The sequence below is a fragment of the Modestobacter excelsi genome, from assembly GCF_005930495.1.
GTDB classification, from domain to species: domain Bacteria; phylum Actinomycetota; class Actinomycetes; order Mycobacteriales; family Geodermatophilaceae; genus Modestobacter; species Modestobacter excelsi.
The window spans coordinates 1-23,254 of record NZ_SJEX01000034.1 but is presented as its reverse complement, the minus strand read 5'-3'; the positions used below and the strand labels follow the sequence as shown (position 1 = coordinate 23,254).

At 73.2% G+C, this 23,254-nt stretch carries 22 protein-coding genes; 8 read left to right on the top strand and 14 right to left on the bottom strand.

Annotation, left to right across the window (positions count from 1 at the left end; genetic code table 11):
- Positions 1-5 precede the first annotated feature (5 nt).
- The 7 genes from araA to chvE all read right to left on the bottom strand — a co-directional run bounded on the left by araA (position 6) and on the right by chvE (position 9,184).
- Positions 6-1,508, bottom strand: a complete 1,503-nt coding sequence (araA, locus tag FHL80_RS12740; RefSeq protein ID WP_138733785.1) for an L-arabinose isomerase — start codon at positions 1,506-1,508, stop codon at positions 6-8.
- Positions 1,509-1,525: 17 nt separating this feature from the next.
- Complete coding sequence (locus tag FHL80_RS12735; protein ID WP_138733784.1) at positions 1,526-2,209, bottom strand: L-ribulose-5-phosphate 4-epimerase; 684 nt, start codon at positions 2,207-2,209, stop codon at positions 1,526-1,528.
- Positions 2,206-3,861, bottom strand: coding sequence for a xylulokinase (locus FHL80_RS12730; RefSeq protein ID WP_138733783.1), 1,656 nt, complete (start codon positions 3,859-3,861; stop codon positions 2,206-2,208). Before FHL80_RS12730 ends, FHL80_RS12735 begins: the two co-directional genes overlap by 4 nt.
- Before the next feature lie 106 nt (positions 3,862-3,967).
- Positions 3,968-5,002, bottom strand: a complete 1,035-nt coding sequence (locus FHL80_RS12725) for a LacI family DNA-binding transcriptional regulator (protein ID WP_138733782.1) — start codon at positions 5,000-5,002, stop codon at positions 3,968-3,970.
- Between the two features lie 45 nt (positions 5,003-5,047).
- Positions 5,048-6,316 (bottom strand): multiple monosaccharide ABC transporter permease, encoded by a 1,269-nt coding sequence (gene mmsB / locus FHL80_RS12720; protein ID WP_138733781.1) that lies wholly within the window; start codon positions 6,314-6,316, stop codon positions 5,048-5,050.
- Positions 6,313-7,851 carry a multiple monosaccharide ABC transporter ATP-binding protein gene (gene mmsA / locus FHL80_RS12715; protein ID WP_138733780.1) on the bottom strand — a complete coding sequence of 513 codons (1,539 nt, stop codon included), beginning with the start codon at positions 7,849-7,851 and terminating at the stop codon, positions 6,313-6,315. The genes mmsB and mmsA overlap by 4 nt, the downstream gene beginning before the upstream one ends.
- Positions 7,852-8,029: 178 nt before the next feature.
- Entirely contained in the window at positions 8,030-9,184 is a 1,155-nt protein-coding gene (gene chvE, locus FHL80_RS12710; RefSeq protein WP_216870687.1) for a multiple monosaccharide ABC transporter substrate-binding protein, read from the bottom strand.
- Positions 9,185-9,476: 292 nt separating this feature from the next.
- On the opposite strand from chvE, the gene FHL80_RS12705 reads away from it, so the two are divergent.
- Complete coding sequence (locus FHL80_RS12705; protein ID WP_138733779.1) at positions 9,477-11,093, top strand: long-chain fatty acid--CoA ligase; 1,617 nt, start codon at positions 9,477-9,479, stop codon at positions 11,091-11,093.
- Here FHL80_RS12705 and FHL80_RS12700 read toward each other — a convergent pair.
- Positions 11,090-11,422, bottom strand: coding sequence for a rhodanese-like domain-containing protein (locus FHL80_RS12700; RefSeq protein WP_026847178.1), 333 nt, complete (start codon positions 11,420-11,422; stop codon positions 11,090-11,092). The genes FHL80_RS12705 and FHL80_RS12700 overlap by 4 nt on opposite strands.
- A gap of 57 nt (positions 11,423-11,479) precedes the next feature.
- Between FHL80_RS12700 and FHL80_RS12695 the strand changes: the two genes are divergently transcribed.
- The 3 genes from FHL80_RS12695 to FHL80_RS12685 are packed head-to-tail and all read left to right on the top strand — an operon-like array spanning position 11,480 to position 14,102.
- Positions 11,480-11,989 (top strand): PH domain-containing protein, encoded by a 510-nt coding sequence (locus FHL80_RS12695; RefSeq protein ID WP_138733778.1) that lies wholly within the window; start codon positions 11,480-11,482, stop codon positions 11,987-11,989.
- Positions 11,986-13,455, top strand: a complete 1,470-nt coding sequence (locus tag FHL80_RS12690; protein ID WP_138733777.1) for a PH domain-containing protein — start codon at positions 11,986-11,988, stop codon at positions 13,453-13,455. Before FHL80_RS12695 ends, FHL80_RS12690 begins: the two co-directional genes overlap by 4 nt.
- Positions 13,456-13,460: 5 nt before the next feature.
- A complete protein-coding gene (locus tag FHL80_RS12685; protein ID WP_216870686.1) occupies positions 13,461-14,102 on the top strand; it encodes a pentapeptide repeat-containing protein in 642 nt (213 codons plus the stop codon).
- Here the strand turns inward: FHL80_RS12685 and FHL80_RS12680 are convergent.
- The 3 genes from FHL80_RS12680 to FHL80_RS12670 all read right to left on the bottom strand — a co-directional run bounded on the left by FHL80_RS12680 (position 14,095) and on the right by FHL80_RS12670 (position 17,258).
- A complete protein-coding gene (locus tag FHL80_RS12680; protein WP_138733775.1) occupies positions 14,095-15,399 on the bottom strand; it encodes a glutamate mutase L in 1,305 nt (434 codons plus the stop codon). The genes FHL80_RS12685 and FHL80_RS12680 overlap by 8 nt on opposite strands.
- Positions 15,396-16,502 (bottom strand): saccharopine dehydrogenase family protein, encoded by a 1,107-nt coding sequence (locus FHL80_RS12675; RefSeq protein WP_138733774.1) that lies wholly within the window; start codon positions 16,500-16,502, stop codon positions 15,396-15,398. Before FHL80_RS12675 ends, FHL80_RS12680 begins: the two co-directional genes overlap by 4 nt.
- Before the next feature lie 111 nt (positions 16,503-16,613).
- The gene (locus FHL80_RS12670) at positions 16,614-17,258 is read right to left on the bottom strand and encodes a response regulator (protein ID WP_246078647.1); all 645 of its coding nucleotides are present in this window, start codon (positions 17,256-17,258) and stop codon (positions 16,614-16,616) included.
- 100 nt (positions 17,259-17,358) lie between these two features.
- Between FHL80_RS12670 and FHL80_RS12665 the strand changes: the two genes are divergently transcribed.
- The gene (locus FHL80_RS12665) at positions 17,359-18,072 is read left to right on the top strand and encodes a sensor histidine kinase (RefSeq protein ID WP_138733772.1); all 714 of its coding nucleotides are present in this window, start codon (positions 17,359-17,361) and stop codon (positions 18,070-18,072) included.
- A gap of 10 nt (positions 18,073-18,082) precedes the next feature.
- Here the strand turns inward: FHL80_RS12665 and FHL80_RS12660 are convergent, their stop codons facing one another.
- The gene (locus FHL80_RS12660; protein ID WP_138733771.1) at positions 18,083-19,000 is read right to left on the bottom strand and encodes an EamA family transporter; all 918 of its coding nucleotides are present in this window, start codon (positions 18,998-19,000) and stop codon (positions 18,083-18,085) included.
- A 264-nt stretch (positions 19,001-19,264) separates the two neighbouring features.
- Between FHL80_RS12660 and FHL80_RS12655 the strand changes: the two genes are divergently transcribed.
- Positions 19,265-20,128, top strand: a complete 864-nt coding sequence (locus tag FHL80_RS12655; RefSeq protein WP_138733770.1) for a manganese catalase — start codon at positions 19,265-19,267, stop codon at positions 20,126-20,128.
- 136 nt (positions 20,129-20,264) lie between these two features.
- Positions 20,265-20,567, top strand: coding sequence for a hypothetical protein (locus tag FHL80_RS12650; protein ID WP_246078646.1), 303 nt, complete (start codon positions 20,265-20,267; stop codon positions 20,565-20,567).
- Between the two features lie 68 nt (positions 20,568-20,635).
- Here FHL80_RS12650 and FHL80_RS12645 read toward each other — a convergent pair whose 3' ends face one another.
- The gene (locus FHL80_RS12645) at positions 20,636-22,279 is read right to left on the bottom strand and encodes a monocarboxylic acid transporter (protein ID WP_138733769.1); all 1,644 of its coding nucleotides are present in this window, start codon (positions 22,277-22,279) and stop codon (positions 20,636-20,638) included.
- Positions 22,272-22,646 carry a DUF485 domain-containing protein gene (locus FHL80_RS12640; RefSeq protein WP_138733768.1) on the bottom strand — a complete coding sequence of 125 codons (375 nt, stop codon included), beginning with the start codon at positions 22,644-22,646 and terminating at the stop codon, positions 22,272-22,274. The genes FHL80_RS12645 and FHL80_RS12640 overlap by 8 nt, the downstream gene beginning before the upstream one ends.
- Positions 22,647-22,814: 168 nt before the next feature.
- On the opposite strand from FHL80_RS12640, the gene FHL80_RS12635 reads away from it, so the two are divergent.
- On the top strand, positions 22,815-23,254 hold a 440-nt coding region (locus FHL80_RS12635), incomplete at its 3' end, for a Rieske 2Fe-2S domain-containing protein (RefSeq protein WP_138733767.1).

Below are 23,254 nucleotides of genomic sequence, written 5' to 3'. Positions count from 1 at the left end.
CTTCGTCAGAGGCGCTGGGCGAGGCGGTGGTAGGCCGCGCTCCAGCGAAGCTCCTTGGCCAGGCTGCGCCGGGTGGTGTCGTCGTCGATGAGCACCAGCTCGGTGTCGAAGACCTCGGCCAGGTCGGTGAGCTCCTCCGCGCCGAGCTGGGTGGACAGCACCGTGTGGTGCGGGCCGCCGGCGGTGAGCCAGCCCTCGGTCGCCGTCTCGAAGTCCGGCCGGGGCTCCCACACCGCGCGGGCGACCGGCAGGTTCGGCAGCGGCTCGGACGGCTCGACCACGTCGATCACGTTGGAGACCCAGCGGAACCGGTCGCCCAGGTCGCACCAGCCGAGCGTGATGCCCGCATCGGGCGCGGCGTCGAAGACCAGGCGGGCCGGGTCCTCGCGGCCGCCGATGCCCAGCGGGTGCACCTCGAGGCGGGGCTTCTCCCCGGCGATCGACGGGCACACCTCGAGCATGTGCGCCCCGAGGATCTTCGGGGTGTCCGAGGCCAGGTCGTAGGTGTAGTCCTCCATGAAGGAGGTGCCGCCCGGCAGGCCCTGGGCGGCCGTCTTGAGCACGTGCAGCAGCGCCGACGTCTTCCAGTCGCCCTCACCGCCGAAGCCGTACCCGTCGGCCATCAGCCGCTGGACGGCGAGACCGGGCAGCTGGCGCAGCCCGCCGAGGTCCTCGAAGTTCGTGGTGAACGCGCCGAACCCGCCGTCGGTGAGGAACTGCCGCAGCGCCACCTCGATCCGGGCCTGGTAGCGGACGCTCTCGTGCCGCTCGCCGCCCGGCCGGAGGTCGGCCTCGATCTCGTAGAGGTCGCCGTACTCGGCCACCACCACGTCCACCTCGGCGTCGGGCACCTGGTCGACGACGGCGACGAGGTCGTTGACCCCCCAGGTGTTCACCGACATGCCGAAGCGGATCTCGGCCTCGACCTTGTCGCCCTCGGTCACCGCGACGTCCCGCATGTTGTCGCCGAACCGGGCCAGCTTCAGCCCGCGGGCGGCCGCGGCACCGGCGGCGGCGCGTGCCCAGGACCCGACGCGGGCCTGCACCCGCGGGTTGGCGGCGTGCCCGGCGACCGTGGTCCGGGGCGTGCGCAGCCGGGTGAGGATGAACCCGTGCTCCCGGTCGCCGTGCGCAGCCTGGTTGAGGTTCATGAAGTCCATGTCGATCGTCGCCCACGGGAGGGCGGCGTCGGCCTGGGTGTGCAGGTGCAGCAGCGGCTTGCGCAGCGCGTCGATCCCGGAGATCCACATCTTCGCCGGGGAGAAGGTGTGCATCCAGGTGATCACGCCCAGGCAGGCCGGGTCCTCGTTGGCCTCGCCCATGATGCGGCGGATCGCCCCGGCGTCGGTGAGCACCGGCTTCCACACCACCCGCACCGGCACGTCCGCGGCGCCGTCGAGCGTGGCCGCGACCCGCTGGGACTGCTCGGCGACCTGCTGGAGGGTCTCCTCGCCGTACAGCCCCTGGCTGCCGGTGAGGAACCAGATCTCAAGACCATCGAATGCCACGTGCTGCTCCTCAGTGCTCAACGTTGTCCGTAGACGTTCTGGTAACGCGCGTACAGCGAGTCGATGTCGGCCGGCGCGATGGGGACGGGCTCGCCCAGCTGGCGGGACAGGTGCACTGTCCGGGCGACGTCCTCGGTCATGACGGCGGCCTTGACCGCGGCCTTGGCCGAGGGCCCGATGGTGAAGACGCCGTGGTTCTTCATCAGCACGGCCGGGGAGCGGTGCCCCTGGAGCGTCCCGACGATGCCCTGGCCGATGGAGTCGTCACCGATCAGGGCGAACGGCCCCACCGGGATCGGCCCGCCGAACTCGTCGGCCATCGCCGTGAGCACGCAGGGGATCTCCTCGTGCCGGGCCGCCCAGGCCGCGGCGTAGGTGCTGTGCGTGTGCACCTGCCCGTTGACCTCGGGCATGTTGCGGTAGACGTAGGCGTGCGCGGCGGTGTCGCTGGAGGGCGCCCGGACGCCGTCGACCGCGTTGCCGTCCAGGTCGCAGACGGTGATGCCCTCCCAGGTCAGCTGGTCGTACTCGACCCCGCTGCCCTTGATGACGAACAGGTCCTCGCCGGGCACCCGCTCGGACACGTTGCCCGAGGTCCAGGTGACCAGCTCGTAGCGGGTCAGGTGGGCGTGCAGCGCCGCGACGTGCTCGCGCTGCTCGCGGTGGGTGCCCTGCTCGGTGCGGGTCGTGGTGGCGGTCATGCCGGCTGCTCCTCGGTCACGTCGGTTGTGGTCGTGTCGGTTCGCCGGGAACCGATCCCCACGTGCTCCACGGCGGCCCGCTCGACCGGGAGCGCGGCGACCCAGCGCTCCATGAACGCGTCGAAGCCCGCGACGTCGGTGGGGTCGGGCTCGGTGGTCTTCAGGCTCGTGCCGGTGAAGACCGTGCCGTCCAGGTAGTCCGCCAGGCCCTGCTCCGGCGAGCGCCCGGCGGCGAAGGCAGCCAGGACGGCGATCCCCCACGCACCGCCCTCCGCCGCGACGTCGCCGACGGAGACCGGGGTGTCGATCGCGGCGGCCAGGAAGCGCTGCGCCACACCCTCGGTCTTGAACAGGCCCCCGTGCGCGAACATCCGGTCCAGCCGCACGCCCTCGCTCTTCTGCAGGACGTCCATGCCGATCCGGAGCGTGGCCAGGGACGAGAACAGGTGCGTCCGCATGAAGCTGCCGAGGTCGAGCCGGCTGTCCGGGGACCGCAGGAACAGCGGCCGACCCTCCTCGAACTCGGTGATCGGCTCCCCGGAGAGGTAGTTGTAGGCGAGCATCCCGCCGCCGTCGCCGGCACCGCCGAGCGCGGCGGTGAACAGGGTCTGGAAGACCTGCGACGTGCCGACCTCGACCCCCAGCGCCCGGGCGAACTCGGCGAACAGCCCGGCCCAGGCGTCCAGCTCGCTGGCCCCGTTGTTGCAGTGCACCATCGCCACCGGGTCGCCGGCCGGGGTGGTCACCAGGTCCAGCTCCCGGTGCGCCCGGGAGAGCTCCCGCTCGAGCACGACCATGGCGAAGATCGACGTCCCGGCGGAGACGTTGCCGGTGCGCGGGGCGACCGAGTTGGTGGCGACCATGCCGGTGCCCGCGTCGCCCTCGGGGGGGCACAGCGGGACGCCGGGGCGCAGCCGCCCGGCCGGGTCCAGCAGCCGCGCGCCGGCCTCGGTCAGCGTGCCGGCCGGATCACCGGCGACGGCGACGGCCGGCAGCAGCGCGGCAAGGTCGAGCTCGACGCCGGCCTCGGTGGCCAGCTGGTCGAACCGGGCCAGCATCGCGGTGTCGTACCCGCCGGTGCCGGCGGCGATCGGGAACATGCCGCTGGCGTCCCCGATGCCGAGGACCTTCTCGCCGGTGAGCTGCCAGTGCACGTAGCCGGCCAGGGTCGTCAGGTGGTCCAGCCGGCCGACGTGCTCCTCGCGGTCCAGCACCGCCTGGTAGAGGTGCGCGACGCTCCACCGGTGCGGGATGTTGCAGCCGAACTCCGCGCTGAGCCGCTCGGCGGCCCGCCCGGTGTTCGTGTTGCGCCAGGTGCGGAACGGCGTCAGCAGCTCGCCGTCGGCGTCGAACGCGAGGTAGCCGTGCATCATCGCGGACACGCCGAGCGCGCCGACCTCGGCGAGCTCGACACCGTGGCGACGCTGCACGTCCTCGGCCAGGGCCGCGACGCTCTGCTGCACCCCCGACCAGACGGCGTCCAGCGAGTAGGTCCACAGCCGGTCCACGAACTGGTTCTCCCAGTCGTGGCTGCCGACGGCGAGCGGGGCGTGGTCGGGCCCGATCAGCACCGCCTTGATCCGGGTCGATCCGAGCTCGATCCCCAGGGCCGTGCGACCCGAGCTGATCACTGCGCCGGCATCCGTCGTCATGTCAGGAGCTCCTTCCCCGCCCACCACCGAGGGGCTGGCCCCAGCGGTCCGGTCGACCGGAGGACATGGCGGGAGTGATGATTGTTAGCGTTAACAACAGCAGTGGTCAAACCGGGCCGGTGGAGCGTCGGACGATCAGCTGGGGCACCACGGGCTCGGGCTGCAGGTCCTGGCCGTGCAGCCGGCACAGCACGAGCTGGACCCCGCGCCGGCCCAGCTCGGCGAAGTCCTGCCGGACCGTGGTGAGCGGCGGGGAGTAGTACGCGGCCTCCGGGACGTCGTCGAAGCCGACGACGCTGATGTCACCCGGCACCGAGACGCCTTCCTCGGTCAGCGCGTTCAGCAGCCCGAGGGCCATCTGGTCGTTGGCGCAGAAGACCGCGGTGACGTCCTCGCCCTGCCGGCGGAGCTCGGCGAGGCGGCGGCCGGCGGCGTGCCCCGCCGAGGCCATCCAGTCGCCCTCGAGCGGCTCGGGCACCGGCGCCCCGGCCCCGATCAGCTCGCGTCGCCAGCCACGCACCCGGCCGCGCGCCTCGAGCGAGTCCACCGGGCCGGTGACGTGGTGGACGGTGCGGTGCCCGAGGTCGAGCAGGTGCCGGACCGCCAGTGCGGCACCCAGCTCCTGGTCGACCCAGACGGTCGGGTGCTGCTCACCGCGGCCCACCTGGACCGCGATCAGCGGCACCGGGGCGGTGAACCGGCGCAGCGCGTCGACCGCCTGGCCGTAGGTGGACAGCGCCACCACCGCGTCGACCGACTGGGCGACGAACCGGTCGACGGCCTCGCGCATCGCCCGCTCGCTGTCGTCGTCGAGGATCGCGACGCTCAGCGAGTACCCCGCCGCCCGGGCGGCCTGCTCCAGCCCGAGCAGGGTCTGCGCCGGCCCGTACTGGTTGATGTGCGACGTGACCAGACCGATCGTCCGCGACGACCCGGTGACCAGCGCCCGGGCGGCCGCGTTGGGCCGGTAGCCCAGCTCGGCGATGGCCCGGAGGACCCGTTCCCTGGTGGTCGGTGCGACGTTCGGGTGGCCGTTGACCACCCGGGACACCGTCTGGTGCGAGACGCCGGCCCGAGCCGCGACGTCCGACATGCCCAACGCTCGCGGCGCCCCCTCGGGCAGCACGGTCGCCTCCTTCATGGGGGCGGCCTCATTGCCGCCCCCCGTCGGTGGTCCTGCGGACCGTCAGCGGGAGGAGCCGGCCCGCCGCTTGTTGTAGACGTCGAAGGCGACGGCGAGGAGCAGGATGAGTCCCTTGATGACCGACTGGATCGACTGGTCCACGCCCTGGAGCTGCATGCCGTTGCTCAGGACCGCGACGAGCAGACCACCGACCATTGCGCCGGCCACCGTGCCGACACCGCCGGTGACGGCGGCGCCACCGATGAAGGCCGCCGCGATGGCGTCGAGCTCGAAGTTCTGCCCGGCGGCCGGCTGTGCACCGTTGGACCGCGAGGAGTAGATGATCCCCGCGACCGCGGCCAGGAAGCCCATGTTGACGAAGATCCAGAAGTTGACCATCCGGACCTTGACACCGGACAGCGTCGCCGCCGCCAGGTTGCCGCCGATGGCGTACACCTGACGCCCGAAGACCGAGCGCTTGGTGATCATGCCGTAGACGGTGATCAGCACGCCCAGGATGATCAGCACGATCGGCAGGCCGCGGGCGTGGGCCAGCTGCCAGGCGAAGTACATGACCACGGCGGCGACGACGACCACCCGGGCGACGAAGAGCGGGAAGCTCTCGACCGGCTGCTTGTAGCGGATCCGCGCCACCCGGGTGCGGAAGCCGCTGACCGCGTACCCGGCCACCGCGAGCGCGCCGATGAGCAGGGTGAAGGCGTCGTACCCGTTGCCACCGAGCAGGCCGTTGAGGAAGCCGCTGGACACCTTCTGGTACTGCGGGGTGAAGGGCGACAGCGAGATGTTGTCCAGCACCTGCAGGGTCAGCCCACGGAAGATGAGCATGCCGGCCAGGGTCACGATGAACGCCGGGATCCCGACGTAGGCGACCCAGAAGCCCTGCCAGACGCCGACCAGGAGTCCGACGGCGATGGCGGCGAGCATGCCGACCCACCACGGGGCGCCGTGCCGGATGACCAGCACCGCGGACGTGGCACCGGTCAGCGCGACGACCGAGCCGACCGACAGGTCGATGTGGCCGGCGATGATCACGATGACCATGCCGATGGCCAGCACCAGCACGTAGGAGTACTGCAGGACGATGTTGGTGATGTTGCCCGGGCTGAGCGACGTGCCGCCGGTCAGGATGGCGAAGAGCACCACCACGACGAAGAAGGCGACGTAGATGCCGCTCTGCCGCAGGTTGCGGGTGAGCAGCTCGCGGATGTCGCTGGTCCCGACCTTGGTGGCCTTGGCCTGCGCGTCGGCGACCTCCGCCGGGGTCTGGTTGGTCTCGGTCTCCCCGGGCTGGGGCCCCACGGTCCTGGTCATGCTGCGAGCTCCCTCTCCTTGGTCATCAGCTTCATGAGGCTCTCCTGCGTGGCCTCACGAACCGGCTGCTCGCCGGTGATGCGCCCGGCCGAGAGCGTGTAGATGCGGTCACAGATGCCGAGCAGCTCAGGCAGCTCGGACGAGATGACGATGACGGCCTTGCCGGCCGCCACCAGCTTGTTGATGATCGTGTAGATCTCGTACTTGGCCCCGACGTCGATGCCGCGGGTCGGCTCGTCGAGGATCAGCACGTCCGGGTCGGTGAACAGCCACTTGGACAGCACGACCTTCTGCTGGTTGCCGCCCGAGAGCTTGCCGACGATCGAGGAGACGCTCGGCGCCTTGATGTTCATGTCCCGCCGGCTGTCCTCGGCGACCTTGGTCTCCTCGTTGCCGTTGACCCAGCCCCGGGTGGCGAGCTTGCTCAACGCGGCCGCGGAGACGTTGCGCCGGATGTCCTCGATGAGATTCAGGCCGTACTTCTTGCGGTCCTCGGTGGCGTAGGCGATGCCGTGGTCGATGGCCTCGGAGACGCTGCGGGCCTTCACCTCGTTGCCGTGCACGAAGATCCGGCCCTCGACGAACCGGCCGTAGGAACGGCCGAAGATGCTCATCGCCAGCTCGGTGCGCCCAGCGCCCATGAGGCCGGCGATGCCGATGACCTCACCGGCGCGGACGTCGAAGTCGGCGTGGTCGACGACGAGCCGGTCCTGGGTGGGGTGCTTGACCGTCCAGCCCTCCACGCGCAGCACCTCCTCGCCGGGGTGCGACTCGCGGTCGGGGTAGTAGGACTCCAGGTCGCGGCCGACCATCCCGCGGATGATCCGGTCGGTGTCGACGTCCGGGGCGCTCATGTCCAGCGTCTCGACGGTCTTCCCGTCCCGGATGATCGTGGTGTGCTGGGCGATCGCGACGATCTCGTTCAGCTTGTGCGAGATGATGATCGAGGTGATGCCCCGGTCGCGGAGCCGCCGCAGCAGGTCCAGCAGGTGCGCGGAGTCGTTGTCGTTCAGCGCGGCGGTGGGCTCGTCGAGGATCAGCAGCTTCACGTCCTTGGAGATGGCCTTGGCGATCTCGACCAGCTGCTGCTTGCCCACGCCGAGGGTGCCGACCGGGGTGACCGGGTTCTCCACGAGACCGACCTCGTGCAGCAGGGCGGCGGCGTCGGCGTTGGCCTTGTTCCAGTCGATCAGGCCGCTGCGGCCCTTGCGCTCGTTGCCCAGGAACAGGTTCTCCGCGATGGACAGGTAGGGCACCAGCGCGAGCTCCTGGTGGATGATCACGATGCCCTTGTGCTCGCTGTCGCGGATGCCGCCGAACTTCTGCACCTCGCCGTCGTAGACGATCTCGCCGTCGTAGGTGCCGGCCGGGTAGACGCCGGACAGGACCTTCATCAGCGTCGACTTCCCGGCGCCGTTCTCACCGCAGATGGCGTGGACGTCGCCGCGCCGCACCGCGAGTGACACGTCCGACAGCGCCTTCACGCCGGGGAACGTCTTGGTGATGGAGCGCATCTCCAGGATGTAGTCGTCCATGGACGCCGTCGTCCTTGCCTCTCTGGGGGATGTCGGACCGAGTGTGCGCCACCCGGCCCTTTTTCGGGTGCCCGGCTCCCGGGCTGTCCCGACCTGTCCGGAGAACGGGTCGGGAGGTGGTACCGGCCGGGCCCGGCAGTCGTGCTGCCGAGCCCGGCCGGGACTGTGGGGCGGTGGGTCAGCCGGCCTGGCCCTTGGCGACCTCGTCGGCCGTCCAGTAACCCGAGTCGATCAGGACCGACTGGATGTCGTCCTTGTAGACCGTCTCGATGGGCAGCAGGTACGAGGGGACGACCTTGACACCGTTGTCGTAGGTCTTGGTGTCGTTGGCCTCGGGCTCGTTGCCCTCGAGGAACGCCTCGGACGCGGTGACGGCCTGGGCGGCGAGGGTGCGGGTGTCCTTGAAGATCGTGGAGCTCTGGACACCGTCGTTGATCAGCTTGACCGAGGCGATCTCGGCGTCCTGACCGGTGACGACCGGCAGCGGGGTCGGGGTCGAGGTCAGGTTCGGGCCGTAGCCGGCGTTCTGCAGGGCGGTGATGATGCCGCGCGAGATGCCGTCGTAGGGCGAGAGCACGCCGTTGACCTTGGTGCCGTCGTTGTAGCTGCCGGTGAGGAGGTCCTCCATCCGCTTCTGGGCGGTCTCCTGCGCCCAGCGCAGGGTGGCGGCCTGCTCGATGCTCGTCTGGCCGGACTTCACGACCAGCGTGCCGTCGTCGATGAACGGCTTGAGGGTGTCGAACGCGCCGTTGAAGAAGAAGGCGGCGTTGTTGTCGTCCAGCGAGCCGGCGAACAGCTCGATGTTGAACGGACCCTTGGTGCCGGTCGGCTTGCCGTCCTTGTCGGTGACACCCAGACCAGCCAGCAGGGCGGTGCCCTGCGCGACGCCGACCTTGTAGTTGTCGAAGCTGACGTAGAAGTCGACGTTCTCGGTGTCGCGGATCAGGCGGTCGTAGCTGATGACCGGGATGTCCGCGTCGGCGGCGGCCTGCAGCTGGCTGCTCAGCGCGGTGCCGTCGATGGCGGCGACGACCAGGAGGTCGGCGCCCTCGGTGATCATCTGGTCGATCTGCTGACCCTGGGTCGGGATGTCGTCGTTGGCGTACTGGAGGTCGACCTTGTACTTGGCGTCCTCCAGCTGCGACTTGACGGCGTTGCCGTCCGCGATCCAGCGCTCGGAGGTCTGCGTCGGCATCGAGACGCCGATCGTCAGGTCCGAGGGGTCGCTGCTCGCGGTGTCGTTCGAGTTGCCGCCGGCGCCACTGCCACCACAGGCCGTGAGGCCGACTGCCAGCGCGGCGCCCAGGGCGGTGAGCCCCAGCTTCTTGTTCACTGCCACATCTCTCCTTCGAGACATCTGCCGCCAGAGGGCGCAGGCCCGCATCTGTGCGAGCGACACAGTGTGAACGTTAACAACGGGGTGACGTCAACCCCTGGAGCCGAGATTGATCGTCACGGTCGCGTAACGGCCCGTTCATCGGGTGGGGAGGTCGGCCCAGATGGGTCGCGCACCACCCGATGGGGTGAGGTCGTCGACCGGGACCGGTGGCACCACCGGACCGAGCCGGCCGGGGACGACGCGACGACGGGTGGATCGTGAGCTCGGTCACTGGCACCATGCGGCCATGCGCGGGCTCATGCAGGACGTCCCCCTGACCATCGACACGATCTTCCGGCACGCCGAGCAGCACCACGGGGACGTCGCGATCGTCACCGACGGCCCGGGCGGGCGGACCCGGTCCACCTACGCGGAGTGGGCCCGGCGGACCCGCCGGCTCGGTGGCGTCTTCGACACCCTGGGCATCAGCGCCGACGGCCGGATCGGCACCTTCGGCTGGAACAGCCAGCGGCACCTGGAGCTGTACTTCGCCGGTCCGTGCAGCGGCCGGGTGGTGCACACGCTGAACATCCGGCTGTTCCCCGAGCAGCTGACCTACATCGCCAACCACGCCGAGGACGAGGTCGTCTTCGTCGACCGCACCGTCCTGCCGCTGCTGTGGCCGCTGATCGACACCATGAAGACCGTCCAGCACGTGGTGGTGATGGACGACGGCGGGGACAACGAGGTCCCCGACGACCCGCGGGTGCTCGACTACGAGACGCTGCTGGCCGACGCCCAGCCGGTCGACTTCCACGTCACCGACGAGGGCTCCGCCGCCTACATGTGCTACACGAGCGGCACCACGGGCAACCCCAAGGGCGTCGTCTACTCACACCGCTCGACCTACCTGCACACCATGGGCGTCATCTCGCCCAACGCCTTCGGCCTCGGTGTCCGGGACGCGGCGATGCCGGTCGTGCCGATGTTCCACGCCAACGCCTGGGGCATCGCCCACGCCGGTCCGGCCGCCGGGGCGGCGATGGTCCTGCCCGGCTCGATGATGCAGCCCAAGGCGCTCGCCGACCTGATCGTCGAGGAGGGCGTCACCTTCACCGCCGGCGTCCCCACCATCTGGCAGGGCGTGCTGCCGCACCTGGCCGGTCGCCCGCACAAGCTCCGGGAGATCGGCTGCGGCGGCTCGGCGGTGCCCAAGGCGCTGTCGGAGGCCTACCGCGAGCAGGTCGGGCTGCCGATCCTGCAGGCATGGGGCATGACCGAGACCCACCCGGTCGCCTCCTCCGGGGTGCTGTCCCGTGCCTTCGACGACGCCGACGACGCGACCAGGGCCGCCCAGCGCGCCCGCGCCGGCATCCCGTTCCTGGGCGTGGAGGCGCGGATCGTCGACGCCGACACCCTCGAGGAGCAGCCCTGGGACGACAAGGCCACCGGCGAGCTGCAGGTGCGCGGGCCGTGGTGCGCAGCCGCCTACTACAACCCCGACGCCGGGGTGGAGCTGCTGACCGCCGACGGGTGGATGAGGACCGGTGACGTCGCCGCGTTGGCGCCCGACGGCAACATCCGGATCGCCGACCGCACCAAGGACCTGATCAAGTCCGGCGGCGAGTGGATCTCCTCGGTGGACCTGGAGAACGCGATCATGAGCCACCCGGCGGTGAAGGAGGCGGCCGTCGTCGGCATCCCGCACCCGAAGTGGGACGAGCGGCCGCTGGCCTGCGTCGTGCTCAAGGAGGGCCAGACGGCGACCGAGCAGGACATCCTCGACCACCTCGCGCCCCTGGTGGCCAAGTGGTGGATGCCCGACGCCGTCGAGTTCATCGACGAGGTGCCGAAGACCAGCGTGGGCAAGTTCTCCAAGAAGGACCTGCGCACCCGCTTCGCGGAGTACTCCCGGGACGCCTAGACGACGTACGGGGGGCGGCCGGTCTCGCTGACCATCGGCCGCCCTGCGGCGTCCCACTCCCCCATGCCGCCGCCGACGTTGACCGCGTCGTAGCCGTTCTGGTTCAGCCAGGCGGCCACCCGCGCCGAGCGCCCGCCGCTGCGGCAGGTGACGTACAGCGGGTCGCCCTCGGGCAGCTCGTCCAGCCGGGAGGGGACGTCGCCCATCGCGACGTGGGTGGCCCCGTCGATGTGCCCGGCGGCCCACTCGTCGTCCTCGCGGACGTCGAGGACGACGGCGTCGTCGGGGACCTCGGCGGCGGGCACGGTCGGCACCTGCTGGGGCATCATCACGCGCTCCATGGTGGCACGCGTCGCGGCTGCGCTCTCGCTGACAGGATGGTCGCGATGTCCGCCCCCACACCGGTCCGCGAACCGGTCTGGTCCCTCTCCCGCAAGGCGATCGCCCTGTGGGTGGCGCAGGGGGCCGTCGGCACCCTCTGCTACGGCCTGGTGGTCGGCGCCTTCTGGCTGCTGGTGCCCCTGGACGCCGGCGCGGCGGTCGCCCCGGCGCGGTGGGCGGGCGCTGCGTTCGTGCTGGCCTACGCGGTGCTCACCCTCGCCGTCCGCCCGCGGCTGCGGTTCCGGGTGCACCGGTGGGAGGTCACCGGCGAGGCGATCTACACCCTCACCGGGTGGCTGACCCGCACCTGGACGCTGGTCCCGATCTCGCGGGTGCAGACCGTCGACGTGACCCGGGGCCTCCTCCAGCAGCTCTTCGGGCTGGCCACCGTGGCGGTGCTGACCGCTTCCTCGCAGGGCACCGTGCGGGTCCCGCACCTGGACCTCGACGTCGCCCGGCACGTGGCCGACCACGTCGCCCGGCGGGCGGAGAAGACCCGGGACGAGGCGACGTGACCCGGCCGACCGCGCGCCGGACCTCGCCCCGGGTCCTGCTGGTGCACACCCTCACCTTCCGGCAGGCCCGCTCGGTGGTGCCGGTGGCGCTCGCCGTCATCGCCGGCCGCGGGCTGCAGGGCAGCCCCGCCACCGTGGTGGCCCTGGTCGTCGGCGTCACCGTGCTGTCCCTGCTGTGGGCCGCGCTGGCCTGGTGGCGGACCAGCTACCTCGCCGGGGACACCGCCGTCGTCCTCACCCGGGGTCTGGTGTCGCGCTCGGTCCGCACCGTGCCCAACGACCGGATCCGCGGGGTGGAGGTCGAGGCGCCGCCGGTGCACCGCCTGTTCGGCCTGGTGCGGGTCCGGATCGACGCGGCCGCCGGAACGGTCGCGTCCGAGGACGAGGAGCTCGTCATCGACGGCGTCCTGCGCGCCGAGGGCGACCGGTTGCGCGCCCAGCTGCTCTCCCGGCGCGCGGTGGTGGCGACCGAGGCGGCCGGGCGGCACTCCGCGCCGGAGCCGGTCGAGGAGGAGCTGCACCGGTTCCGCAACCGGTGGCTGCTCTACTCACCGCTGGTCGGCAGCTACCTGGTGCTGCCCCTGGCGGGCGTCGGCGCGCTGTTCCGGCTGCTGGACGAGGTCCCGGACCGGTACGTGCCCCGGCCGGGGCAGCTCATCGGGTCACCCGACCTCTCCGACGGCTGGCTGGTCCTCGCCGTCGTCGGTGGGGCGCTCGTGCTGCTCGCCCTCGGGGCCGTGCTGGGCAGCGCCGTGGTGAACTGGCGCTTCCGGCTGGTCCTCCGCGGCGGGTCGCTCATCGCCGAGCGGGGCCTGCTCACCCGCCGGCACACCGACCTGGAGGTCGACCGGATCCGCGGCTGCGCGGTCAGCGAGGGGCTCGGCATGCGGCTCGTCGGCGCTGCCCGCGCGACAGCGCTGGTGACCGGGCTGGGTGACGCCGCCCGCCGGGGTCAGCTGCTCCCGCTGGGTCCGCGGGAGGACGGCTGGCAGCTCACCGACCTGCTCGTGCCGTCGCCGGGGACGCTGCAGCGCCATCCCGCGGCGGCCCGCCGCCGTCGGCTGGGCCGGGCGGTCGCACCCGGCGGCGTCCTCCTCGTCGCCGGGGCCGTGCTCACCGCCACGGCCGGCTGGTGGCCGCTGCTGGTCGCCGGGGCGGTGCTCACCGCGCTCGGCGTCCCCCTCGGCCTGGCCCGGTACGCCGCCCTGGGGCACGCCACCGGCCCGACGTCCTTCGCGGTCCGCTCCGGCTGGCTGGTCCGGGAGCACGTCGTGCTGCAGCGGCGGGCCGTGGTCGGCTGGGAGGTGCGGCAGACCGTCGTCCAGCGGCGGGCGGGGCTGGCCACGGTGCAGGCCTGCGTCGGCGCCGGGCAGGGCGGCTACTCGGCCGTCGACATGGCCGCACCGGAGGTCGCCGGCTTCACCCGCGCCGCGTCCGGCTCCTGGGCCTCCGCGCTGGCCGGCTGACCGCCGTGCCGATCGACGCCGAGGACCTGCGCGCGCTGCTGCCCGAGCCGACCGACGCCCCCGGGCCGGAGCTCACCGGCGCCGGGACCGCCGACGGGCTGCGCTTCGCCGGGCTGCAGCTCACCGGCGACGCGACCGGCGCCCGGTTCCTGGAGTGCGTGCTCACCGACTGCGACGTCACCGGTGTCGTGTTCGACCGCGCGCGGCTGACCAGCTGCCTCCTCACCGACGTGCGCTCCCCCGCGTGGTCGCTGGTCGACGCCACGCTGCTGGACGTGGTGGCCGCCGGCGGCCGGTTCGGTGCGCTGACCGCGCACGGCGCGCAGCTGACCCGGGTCGGGCTGGACGGCGTCAAGGTCGACTTCCTGGACCTGCGCGGCGCGACCCTGGTCGACGTCACGCTCACCGGGTGCACGGTGGGCGAGCTGGACTGCAGCGGCGCCGACCTGCGCGACGTCCGGCTGGTCGACTGCACGGTGGGCTCCCTGGTCCTCGAGGGCGCCCGGAACCGGGCGGTCGACCTGCGCGGCGCCGAGGTGGCCCGGCTGGCCGGCGTGGCCGACCTGCGGGGCTGCACGATCAGCACCGCCCAGCTCGCCGGCTGGTCCGCCGGGATGGCCGCCGAGCTGGGCATCCGGGTCAGCTGACCAGCATGTCCCGCAGCAACCCCGCCGCCGCGGCCGGGGAGTCGGCGGCGAGCAGCCCGGCGGCGGCCAGCACGTAGCGGCGGTCGACGACGACATGCGTGCCGGCGAGCACGCCCCCGGCACCGCCGCGGTCCGCCGCGACCCGGGCCAGCACCCCCTGCACGGCGGTCGGCTCCGCGTGCCGGAACACCCCGCCCGAGAGCACCACCAGGCCGACACCGCGGGCGCTCGCCCCGCCGGGGCCGTACGCGGCCTCGCTCCGCAGGTGCCGGCGCAGCGCCACGACCGCCGCCGCCTCGCCCAGGGCCAGCGCGTCCTCGCCGGGCGACGGCAGCCCCTCTGCGGTGGCCGCCGCCCGCAGCGCCTCCGCGCTGGCCTCCACCCCGAGGTCGCCCTCGACCGTGCGCCGGCGGGCAGGGACGCCGACGGCCGAGCGCTGCAGCGCGGACTGCTCCGCGTCGGCGACCGGCACGCAGTGCACGTCGGTGGTGGCCCCGCCGACGTCCAGCACCAGGACGCCGGGCACGTCCGCGCCGGCCCGCAGGTCGGCCAGCGCCGCGACGCCGTCCAGCACCGAGTCCGGGGTCACCGCCCGCACCCACTGCCGCAGCCGCGGGTCGGCCGACAACCGGCCACCGCCGATCACGTGGCGGAGGAACACCCCCCGGATGGCCGCGCGCGCCGACTCCGGGGCCAGCCGGCCGATGTCGGGCAGCACGTTGTCCGCCGCCGTGACCGGCACCCCGGCCGCGGCCAGCACGGCGTGGACCTCCTCCCGGACGGCGGCGTTGCCGGCGAGCACGACCGGGACGGACCGAGGAAGGCCCCCGCTGCCCCCCGGTACCCGCACGCTCGCACCGGGACCCTGCAGCGGGGCCGATGAGGCCAGCATGTCCGCGTTGTGCCGCAGCACGCCGGCCTCACCGCCGTCCGTGCCGCCGACCAGGAGGACGACGTCGGGCGCGGCGGCGGCGAGCTCCTGCAGCGCCCCGGCGGACAGCCGGCCGGCGGCCACGTGCACCACCCGCGCCCCCGCGGAGAGCGCCGCCCGGGAACCGGCCTCAGCGCTGATCAGCTCCTCGTAGCCGACCACCGCGAGCCGGAGCCCACCACCGGCGGAGGAGCAGGCCCGCACCGGTGCGTCCCAGCCGTCGGTGGCCGCCAGCACCCCGGCGACGACGTCGTCGTGCGTCGTCGGCGCCTGCCGGGTCCCGACCAGCCGGCCGCCGGGCAGCTCGACCAGCGCCGCCTTCGTCCAGGTCGAGCCGATGTCGACGCAGGCGACCCGGTCGGTCATGCCCGGACGAGCCCGGCGGACGCCGCCAGGCCGGTCAGCTCCGCGGCGCCGAACGCCTGCACCGGGCCCAGCGCCCCGGAGCCCTGGAGCTGGCCGGCCGCCGCGCGCACCGCGGCCCCGGCCAGCAGGTCCGCGGTCATCGCGTAGGGGTCGGGGCCGGCGAGGACCACCCGGGAGACCCGGTGCCGGTCGGTGTCCCGCACCTCGGCGACGACGTGCGTGCGGGTGCCGCCGCCGGTGGTCGGCGCCTCGGCGACCCGCCGCCCGACGAGGTCGGCGAGCCGGGTCATCCCCGCCGGGGCGCCCGGCACCCGGGCCAGCCAGGGGGTGACCGGGGCGAGCCGGTGGGCGACGGTGGTCGCCGGCCCGAACCAGTCCAGGTGCACGCCCACCTCCCGCAGCGTCGGCGCGAGGCCGGGCAGGGTCAGGTGCTCCGAGCCGCCCACCGACAGGCCGCGCCGGGTCCGCCCGGCGACGTCGAAGCGCCACTCCCGGGCACCGGCCGGTTCGGCGACCAGCCGGCCGCCGTCCCAGGCGAAGCCGGGTTCGAGCAGGACGCCGAGCAGCGAGACCAGGGTGCCGCGGGAGAAGCCCTGGCCGCGGACGCCGTCCAGGCTGTACCCGACGTCGACCCGGTGGGCCCGCCCGCCGGCCTCGGCCAGTGCCAGGGCCCCGGCCAGCGACCCGGGCACGTAGTCGTGGCCGAACGCCGGGAGCAGCGCGGCGCCGGTGCGCTGCGCGCGCGGGCCGAACTCCTCGAAGACGCGGCGGAGGAACGGCGGCTCACCGGTGGAGTCCAGGTAGACCGCACCGGCGTCGGTGGCCGCCGCGACCGCCGGCTCGCCCAGCCGCTGGAAGGGGCCCACCGTCGTCACGAGCACGTCCCCACGAGCGACCAGGGACCGCACCGACGCGGTGTCGGTGACGTCGGCGGTCACCGTCTCCAGCGGACCGGCGGCCCCGCCGAGCCGGGCGGCCAGCGACCCGAGCCGGCCGGGGTCGCGCCCGGCGAGCACCGGCCGGGCACCCCGGTCGGCCAGCGCCTGGGCCGTCCGGCCACCGGTGTGGCCGGTGGCGCCGAACAGGACGATGCGTGCGGCCATGCGCGGACACTAACCACGAGGACCGCTGCGGAACTCGCCGGTCCGGGAGTGCGCGCCACCGCGACGGGTAGGTCGCGCATGATGCACCGAGGCCGGCCGTCCCCCGCCTGCTCAGTTCACCGTGCCCTCGAGGCCGACCCGGCCGGCGAGCGCGGCGGCCTCCACCCGGGTCGACACCTTGAGCTGGCGCAGCAGGTTGGCCACCAGCCGCTTCACGGTGCGCTCGGAGACGTGCAGCGTCGTGGCGATGTCCACCGTGCTGGTGCCGGCGGCCACCAGCCGCCAGAGCCGGCGGTCGTCGGCGGTCAACCGGGCGGCGATGCCCTGGTCCGCGGTGGGCGCCGCGTCGTGGAGCAGCTCCCGCAGCAGCGTCTCCGGGATCACCGACCAGCCGTCGAGCACGGCGAGCAGCGGGCGGACCAGCGCCTCCGGGGACGTCGTCTTCGGCAGGAAGGCGCTGGCGCCCGCGCGCAGCGCCTCCAGCGCGGCGTCGGACTCGGCCAGGCCGGAGAGCGCCACGATCCGCACCATCGGCTCGGTCCGGCGGATGGCCGCGATCGCGCGGGTCCCGCCGGGCGGCGGCATGTGCAGGTCGACGATCGCGACGTCGGCGTTGTGCCGGCGGACCAGGGCCGCTCCGGCCGAGGCGTCCTCGGTGGTGCCCACGACGCGGACCCGGCCGCCGCTCTCCGGCGGCAGCAGCAGCGCCAGGCCCCGACTGAACAACGGGTGGTCGTCGATGACCACCACGTCCACGGGGGGCCGGTGCCCAGTCCCGGCGTCGTTGCCCTCCACGTCACTCCCCTGGTCCAGCTGCGTCCCGGCGTTGCTGACCGACGCTCAACCGGAGGTGCCCGTGACCCTCGCCGCTGACACACGCCCCACCGCCCTGCCCGCCGTCCTCACCGACCTGCTGCGCGCCGTTCGCGGCCTCCTGCCCCGCCCCGCCACGCCGCCGGTCACCCCGGGGGACGCCCTGGTCCGGGCGATGTGCCACGACATGCGGAGCCCGCTGGCCGCACTGGAGTCGGTGCTCGACCGGCTCGACGACGATGCCGGGCACCCGGAACTGCTCGAGCTGGCCCGCGCCCAGACCCAGCACCTGTCCTCGATGCTGCGCACCGCCGATGCCACCGGCGGGGCACCGGAGCGACGCGGCACCCGGCGGCTGGTCGACGTCCTGCGCGCCTCCGTCGCCGCCTCCGGGCTGCCGCGGCACCAGCTGACGGTCCAGGTGGGGGAGGACGCCGACGAGGTCCAGGTGGCCGATGCCCGGGTGCAGCGGGTGCTCACCAACCTGCTGGAGAACGCCCACCGGCACGGGGAGGGCAGGCCGGTGCGCCTGTGCGCCGACCGCCGGGGCGAGTGGGTGCACCTGGCGGTGACCCAGGCCGGGGTGCCGGCGGGCGCCGTCGTGAGCCGGCTCAGCCAGGAGGCGCCACCGGTCGACCTCGACGGCCTGGGCCTGTGGTCGGTGCAGCGGCAGACCCGCGAGCTGGGCGGACGGCTGTTCTGGTCCCAGGCCGCAGACGGAGCCTTCACGCTCACCGTCCGCCTCCCCGACCGCTGAGCCGGGGCGGTCACGGGGCGGCGGCGACCGCCTGCGGGGCCGGCCGGGCGGTGAGCGTCGAGCCGACGCTGGCCGAGACGACGACGCCCACCGCAAGGAGACCGACGGCCGGGGTCCGCTGGCCGAGCAGCAGCCAGCCCGCCAGGGTGGCGATCGCCGGTTCCAGGCTGAGCAGGACCCCGAACACGCGCTCGGGGAGCCTGCGGAGCGCGGCGAACTCCAGCGTGTAGGGCACCACCGACGCGAGCAGCGCCGTGCCGGCGACGAGCAGCAGCAGGTGCGGGTCCGGGAACGCCGCCGCAGCGCCGTGCGCGCCGACCGGGACCAGCACCAGCGCGCCCAGGACCATCGCGACCGCCAGCCCGCCCTGGCCGGGGACCAGCGCGCCGACCCGGGCGCTGGCCAGGATGTACAGCGCCCAGAACCCGGCGGCGCTCAGCGCGAACAGGACGCCGACGCGGTCCAGGTGCGGGCCGGCACCGTCGGCGAGGCCGAGCAGCGCGACCCCGGTCGCCGCCAGCAGCACCCAGCCGAGGTCCCGCGCACGCCGGGACAGGGCCGCGGCGAGCACGAGCGGGCCGAGGAACTCGATGGTCACGGCGGTGCCCAGCGGGATGCGGTCGATCGAGGCGTAGAACGAGCCGTTCATCCCGGCCAGCGACACCCCGAACACCGCCACCGCCCGCCACTGCGGGCGCGACCACGACCACGACCGGGGCCGGGCGACGGCGAGCAGCACGAGCGCGGCCACCCCGAGGCGGAGCAGGGTCGTGCCGGCCGGACCGGTGTCGCCGAACAGCTGCGCGGCCAGCGCGGCACCGACCTGCAGCGAGACGCACGAGCCCAGCACCATGAGCACGGCCGGCCCGGAGCGCGCCGGCCGGGACGCCCCGGCGCGGGAAGCGGGCAGGACCTCGGGCGCGGGCACGCGATGAGCATCCACGGCGCCCGACTGCGTCGTCGAGACCGGGCACGCGGTGGCGCTGCTCCCCGACCTGCTGTGGACCGTGCGGTCGACCCCGGCCCGGCTGGTCGAGCTGCCGGGGCGGCGCTCGCGGCCGCGCTGCAGGACGTCGCCGGCCAGGTCGGCCCCGAGGGGCCACCGGACGGCACGGGGGTGACAGCGGGCGGGGGCATCTGGGAGGTGTCACCGCGTGTGCGGCGACAGCGACGACGCCAAGGGAGTACGCCCGTGTTCACGCACACCCACGCCCTGCAGTACGAGGCCAAGCCCGACGGTCCCGACCCGGACTTCGCCCGCAAGATGCAGGAGGTCCTCGGCGGTCAGTGGGGCGAGATGACCGTCGCCACCCAGTACCTGCTGCAGGGCTGGAACTGCCGGCTGCCCGGCAAGTACAAGGACCTGCTCCTGGCCATCGGCACCGAGGAGCTCGCCCACGTCGAGATGATCGTGACGATGATCGACCGGCTGCTGGACCACATCCCGCTCAAGCCGGACTCCGCGGACCGCACCAAGGAGGCCGCCGCCGGCTACGGGCAGCACAACCCGCAGCACGCCATCGTCAACGGCGCGGGCGCCAGCTACATGGACGCCATGGGCAACCCCTGGACCGGCGCCTACGTGACCGCCAGCGGCAACCTGATGGCCGACTTCTCCTACAACGCCACCGCCGAGATGCAGGGCCGTCTGCAGGTCGCCCGGCTCTGGAACATGACCGACGACCACGGCGTCAAGGACCTGCTCCGGTTCCTGCTGACCCGCGACCACTACCACCAGCAGCAGTGGCTGGCCGCCATGGAGCAGCTCAAGGAGGACGGGCTCGAGGGCCTGCCGGTGCCGGAGGCCTTCCCGCTGGAGGAGGAGCTGCCGGAGTTCGCGTACACCTTCATCGACGCCTCCGACGGTCCCGAGGCGGCCAACGGCCGCTGGGCCAACGGCCCGGCCCTCGACGGCACGGACAACGTGTTCCGCTCCGCCCCGATCGCCGCGACCGCTGACGCCCCGATCCTCCCGCCGGGCGACCCGCGGCTGTACCCGACGCCGCAGACCAAGGTCACCAATCTGCTGCAGAAGGCCAAGGACGCCCTGAAGTGAGGTGCCGCCTCCGGCGTCCGCGCGCCTGAGGCACCCCGTAACGCCGTCGCCGTGCCGGCGCCCCGGCTCCGCTCCTTCGAGCGGGCCTGGGACGCCGGCCCGGCGGGCGCCCGAACCGCCAGCCGGAGGTCCCGTCGTGTCCCTGACCGCTCCCTCGCACGCCCCGCACCTGCACCTGCCCGCGTTGCGCGTCCCGGCCCTGCCCAGCGGGCTGCCGGTCGCCACCGCGCTGCTGTCCGTGCTCTACGCCGCTGCCCTCGCCGTCGCGCTGACTGCTCCCGGTCAGCACGCCGTGGCCGGCTGCGTCGTGCTGGCCGGCCTGGTCGGCCGCACCGTCGTCCGTCGCCGTCGGGCGCTCCCCGCCGCGGTCGCGGCCACCACGGCCGCCGTCGACTCGATCGCCGTCCTCCCTGCCGACGCCCCCGCCACCGCCACCTGAACCGCCGCGAGGCGCGCCCCCGAAGGGACGCGCCTCGCTGACGCAACGTGCTGGAACGGGGTCCTCCGTCAGTGCTGGACGGCCTTCTCCGCGCCGATCCCGGTGAGCGAGCGGACCTCGAGCTCGGCGTACTTGTCGACGTCCGGGCGCTCCTTGGACAGCTTGGTACCGAGCCAGCCCAGGAAGAACGACAGCGGGATCGACACCAGGCCGGGGTTGTTCAGCGGGAACCAGTGGAAGTCGACGTCCTGGAACAGCGACGTGGACTTGCCAGTCGTCGGGTTCACCGCTGCACCGGAGACCACCGGGGAGAAGATGATCAGCGTGACGCAGGCGATGAGCCCGCCGTAGATCGACCACAACGCGCCCTGGGTGGTGAAGTCCTTCCAGAACAGCGTGTAGAGGATCGTCGGCAGGTTCGCCGACGCCGCGACGGCGAAGGCCAGCGCCACCAGGAAGGCGATGTTCAGCCCGGCCTGCAGCGCCAGGATGCCCAGGCCGATGGCGACCGCGCCGATCACGATCGCGGCGACCCGGGCGACCTTCACCTCCGAGTCCGGCGACGCCTGCCCCCTCTTGATCACCGATGCGTAGATGTCGTGCGCGAAGGACGCCGACGCCGTGATCGTCAGGCCGGCCACGACGGCCAGGATGGTGGCGAAGGCGACGCCGGAGATGATCCCGAGCAGCGCGGTACCACCCAGCTCGAAGGCCAGCAGCGGCGCCGCGGCGTTCACCGCACCGGGCGCAGCCAGGATCTCCTCCTTGCCGACCAGCGCACCGGCGCCGTAACCGATCACGAGGCTGAAGATGTAGAAGATCCCGATCAGCCAGATCGCCACGACCACCGACTTACGGGCATCCTTGGCCGTCGGCACGGTGTAGAAGCGCATCAGCACGTGCGGCAGGCCCGCGGTGCCCAGCACCAGGGCCAGCCCCAGGCTGATGAAGTCCAGCTTGGTCACGTTGGTGAGGCCGTACTGGGCCCCCGGCTCGGCGACCGCCTGGCCGCCGGACTCGATCGCCCCGCCGATCAGCGAGGACAGGTTGAACCCGTACTCGGCGAGCACCCAGACGGTCATCACCAGGGCACCGATGATCAGCAGTGACGCCTTGATGACCTGCACGTAGGTGGTGCCCCGCATGCCACCGACCAGGACGTAGAAGATCATGAGGGCCCCGACGACCACGACGGTGACGGCCTGGGCCGCCTCACCGCTGACGCCGAGCAGCAGGGTGACCAGGCCGCCGGCCCCGGCCATCTGGGCGAGCAGGTAGAACAGGCTGACCACCAGCGTGGAGATCGCCGCGGCGGTGCGCACCGGCCCCTGCCGCATCCGGAAGGCCAGGACGTCGGCCATGGTGAACCGGGCGGTGTTGCGCAGCAGCTCGGCGACGAGCAGCAGCGCCACCAGCCAGGCGACCAGGAAACCGATCGAGTACAGGAAGCCGTCGTAGCCGTAGACGGCGATCGCGCCGGCGATCCCCAGGAACGACGCGGCCGACAGGTAGTCCCCGGCGATGGCCAGCCCGTTCTGGGTGCCGCTGATGTTGCGGCCGGCGGCGTAGAAGTCCGCAGCGCTCTTGTTGTTGCGGCTGGCCCGGAACGTGATCACCAGCGTGATCAGCACGAAGACCCCGAAGATCGAGATGTTGATCGCCGGCTCGCCGATGGTGGCGGCCGGGGCGTCGGCGGCGAGCAGGTCAGCCACGGGGGAACTCCTCGCGGTTCGGGGTTGCGTACTGGTGGGACTCGAGGCGGTTGCGCATCTCGTCGGCGACCGGGTCGGTGGAGCGCCCGGCGTGCCGCACGTAGAGCTGGGTGATCAGGAACGTCGTCACGAACTGCGCGAGACCGAGCAGGATCCCGATGTTGACGTTGCCGAAGACCTTGGTCGCCATGAAGTCGTGCGCGTAGGTCGAGAGCAGCACGTACAGCAGGTACCAGGCCAGGAAGGCCACCGTCATGGGCACGGCGAAGCTGCGGAAGCGGCGGCGCAGCTCGGTGAACTCCGGGGAGTCCTGCGCCTGGCGGTACTCCTCCGGGGTCAGCAGCTTGCGGTCGGTCGGTGGGGTCATGGCGCGCCTCACTGTGCATTGCCTGAGTGGTGATCGCGGTCACCATAAGCGGCACCCGATCAGAACGGGAGAGACCGCAATCCGATGGTTATGCGCGGACTCCCGGGCGACGCCGGAACTGCACGCGGGTGCAACGCCGGAGCAACACCCGGCTGGTGGCATGGGCGCATGGCGACCTCCCGGCCCCGCAGCACCGCCCCCCGCGTCCTGGGCGAGGGTGGGTCGTCGACCGGCTGGTACCCGGTGGCCCGCTCCGCCGAGGTGCGGACGACGCCGGTCCCGGTGGGCGCCGCGGGCCGGGCCTACGTCGTCGTCCGGATGCGGCCCGGCGCGGAGGTGACCGCCCTGTCGGCCCGCTGCCCGCACCGGCTGGTGCCGCTGGCCACCGCGACCGTGGTCGAGGGCCGGTTGCGGTGCCCGAACCACGGCTGGCAGTTCAACGCGGAGGGCCGGTGCGTCGAGATCCCGTCCCTTGGGGCCGACGGCACCCCGCCGCCGCGCGCCGACCTCTCGGCCCCGTGGGCGGTCGAGGAGCGGGACGGCTGGGTCTGGCTGGCCCCGGAGCGGACCCCGCTCGCCCGTCCGCCGCGGCTGGGCGGCCGCACGCC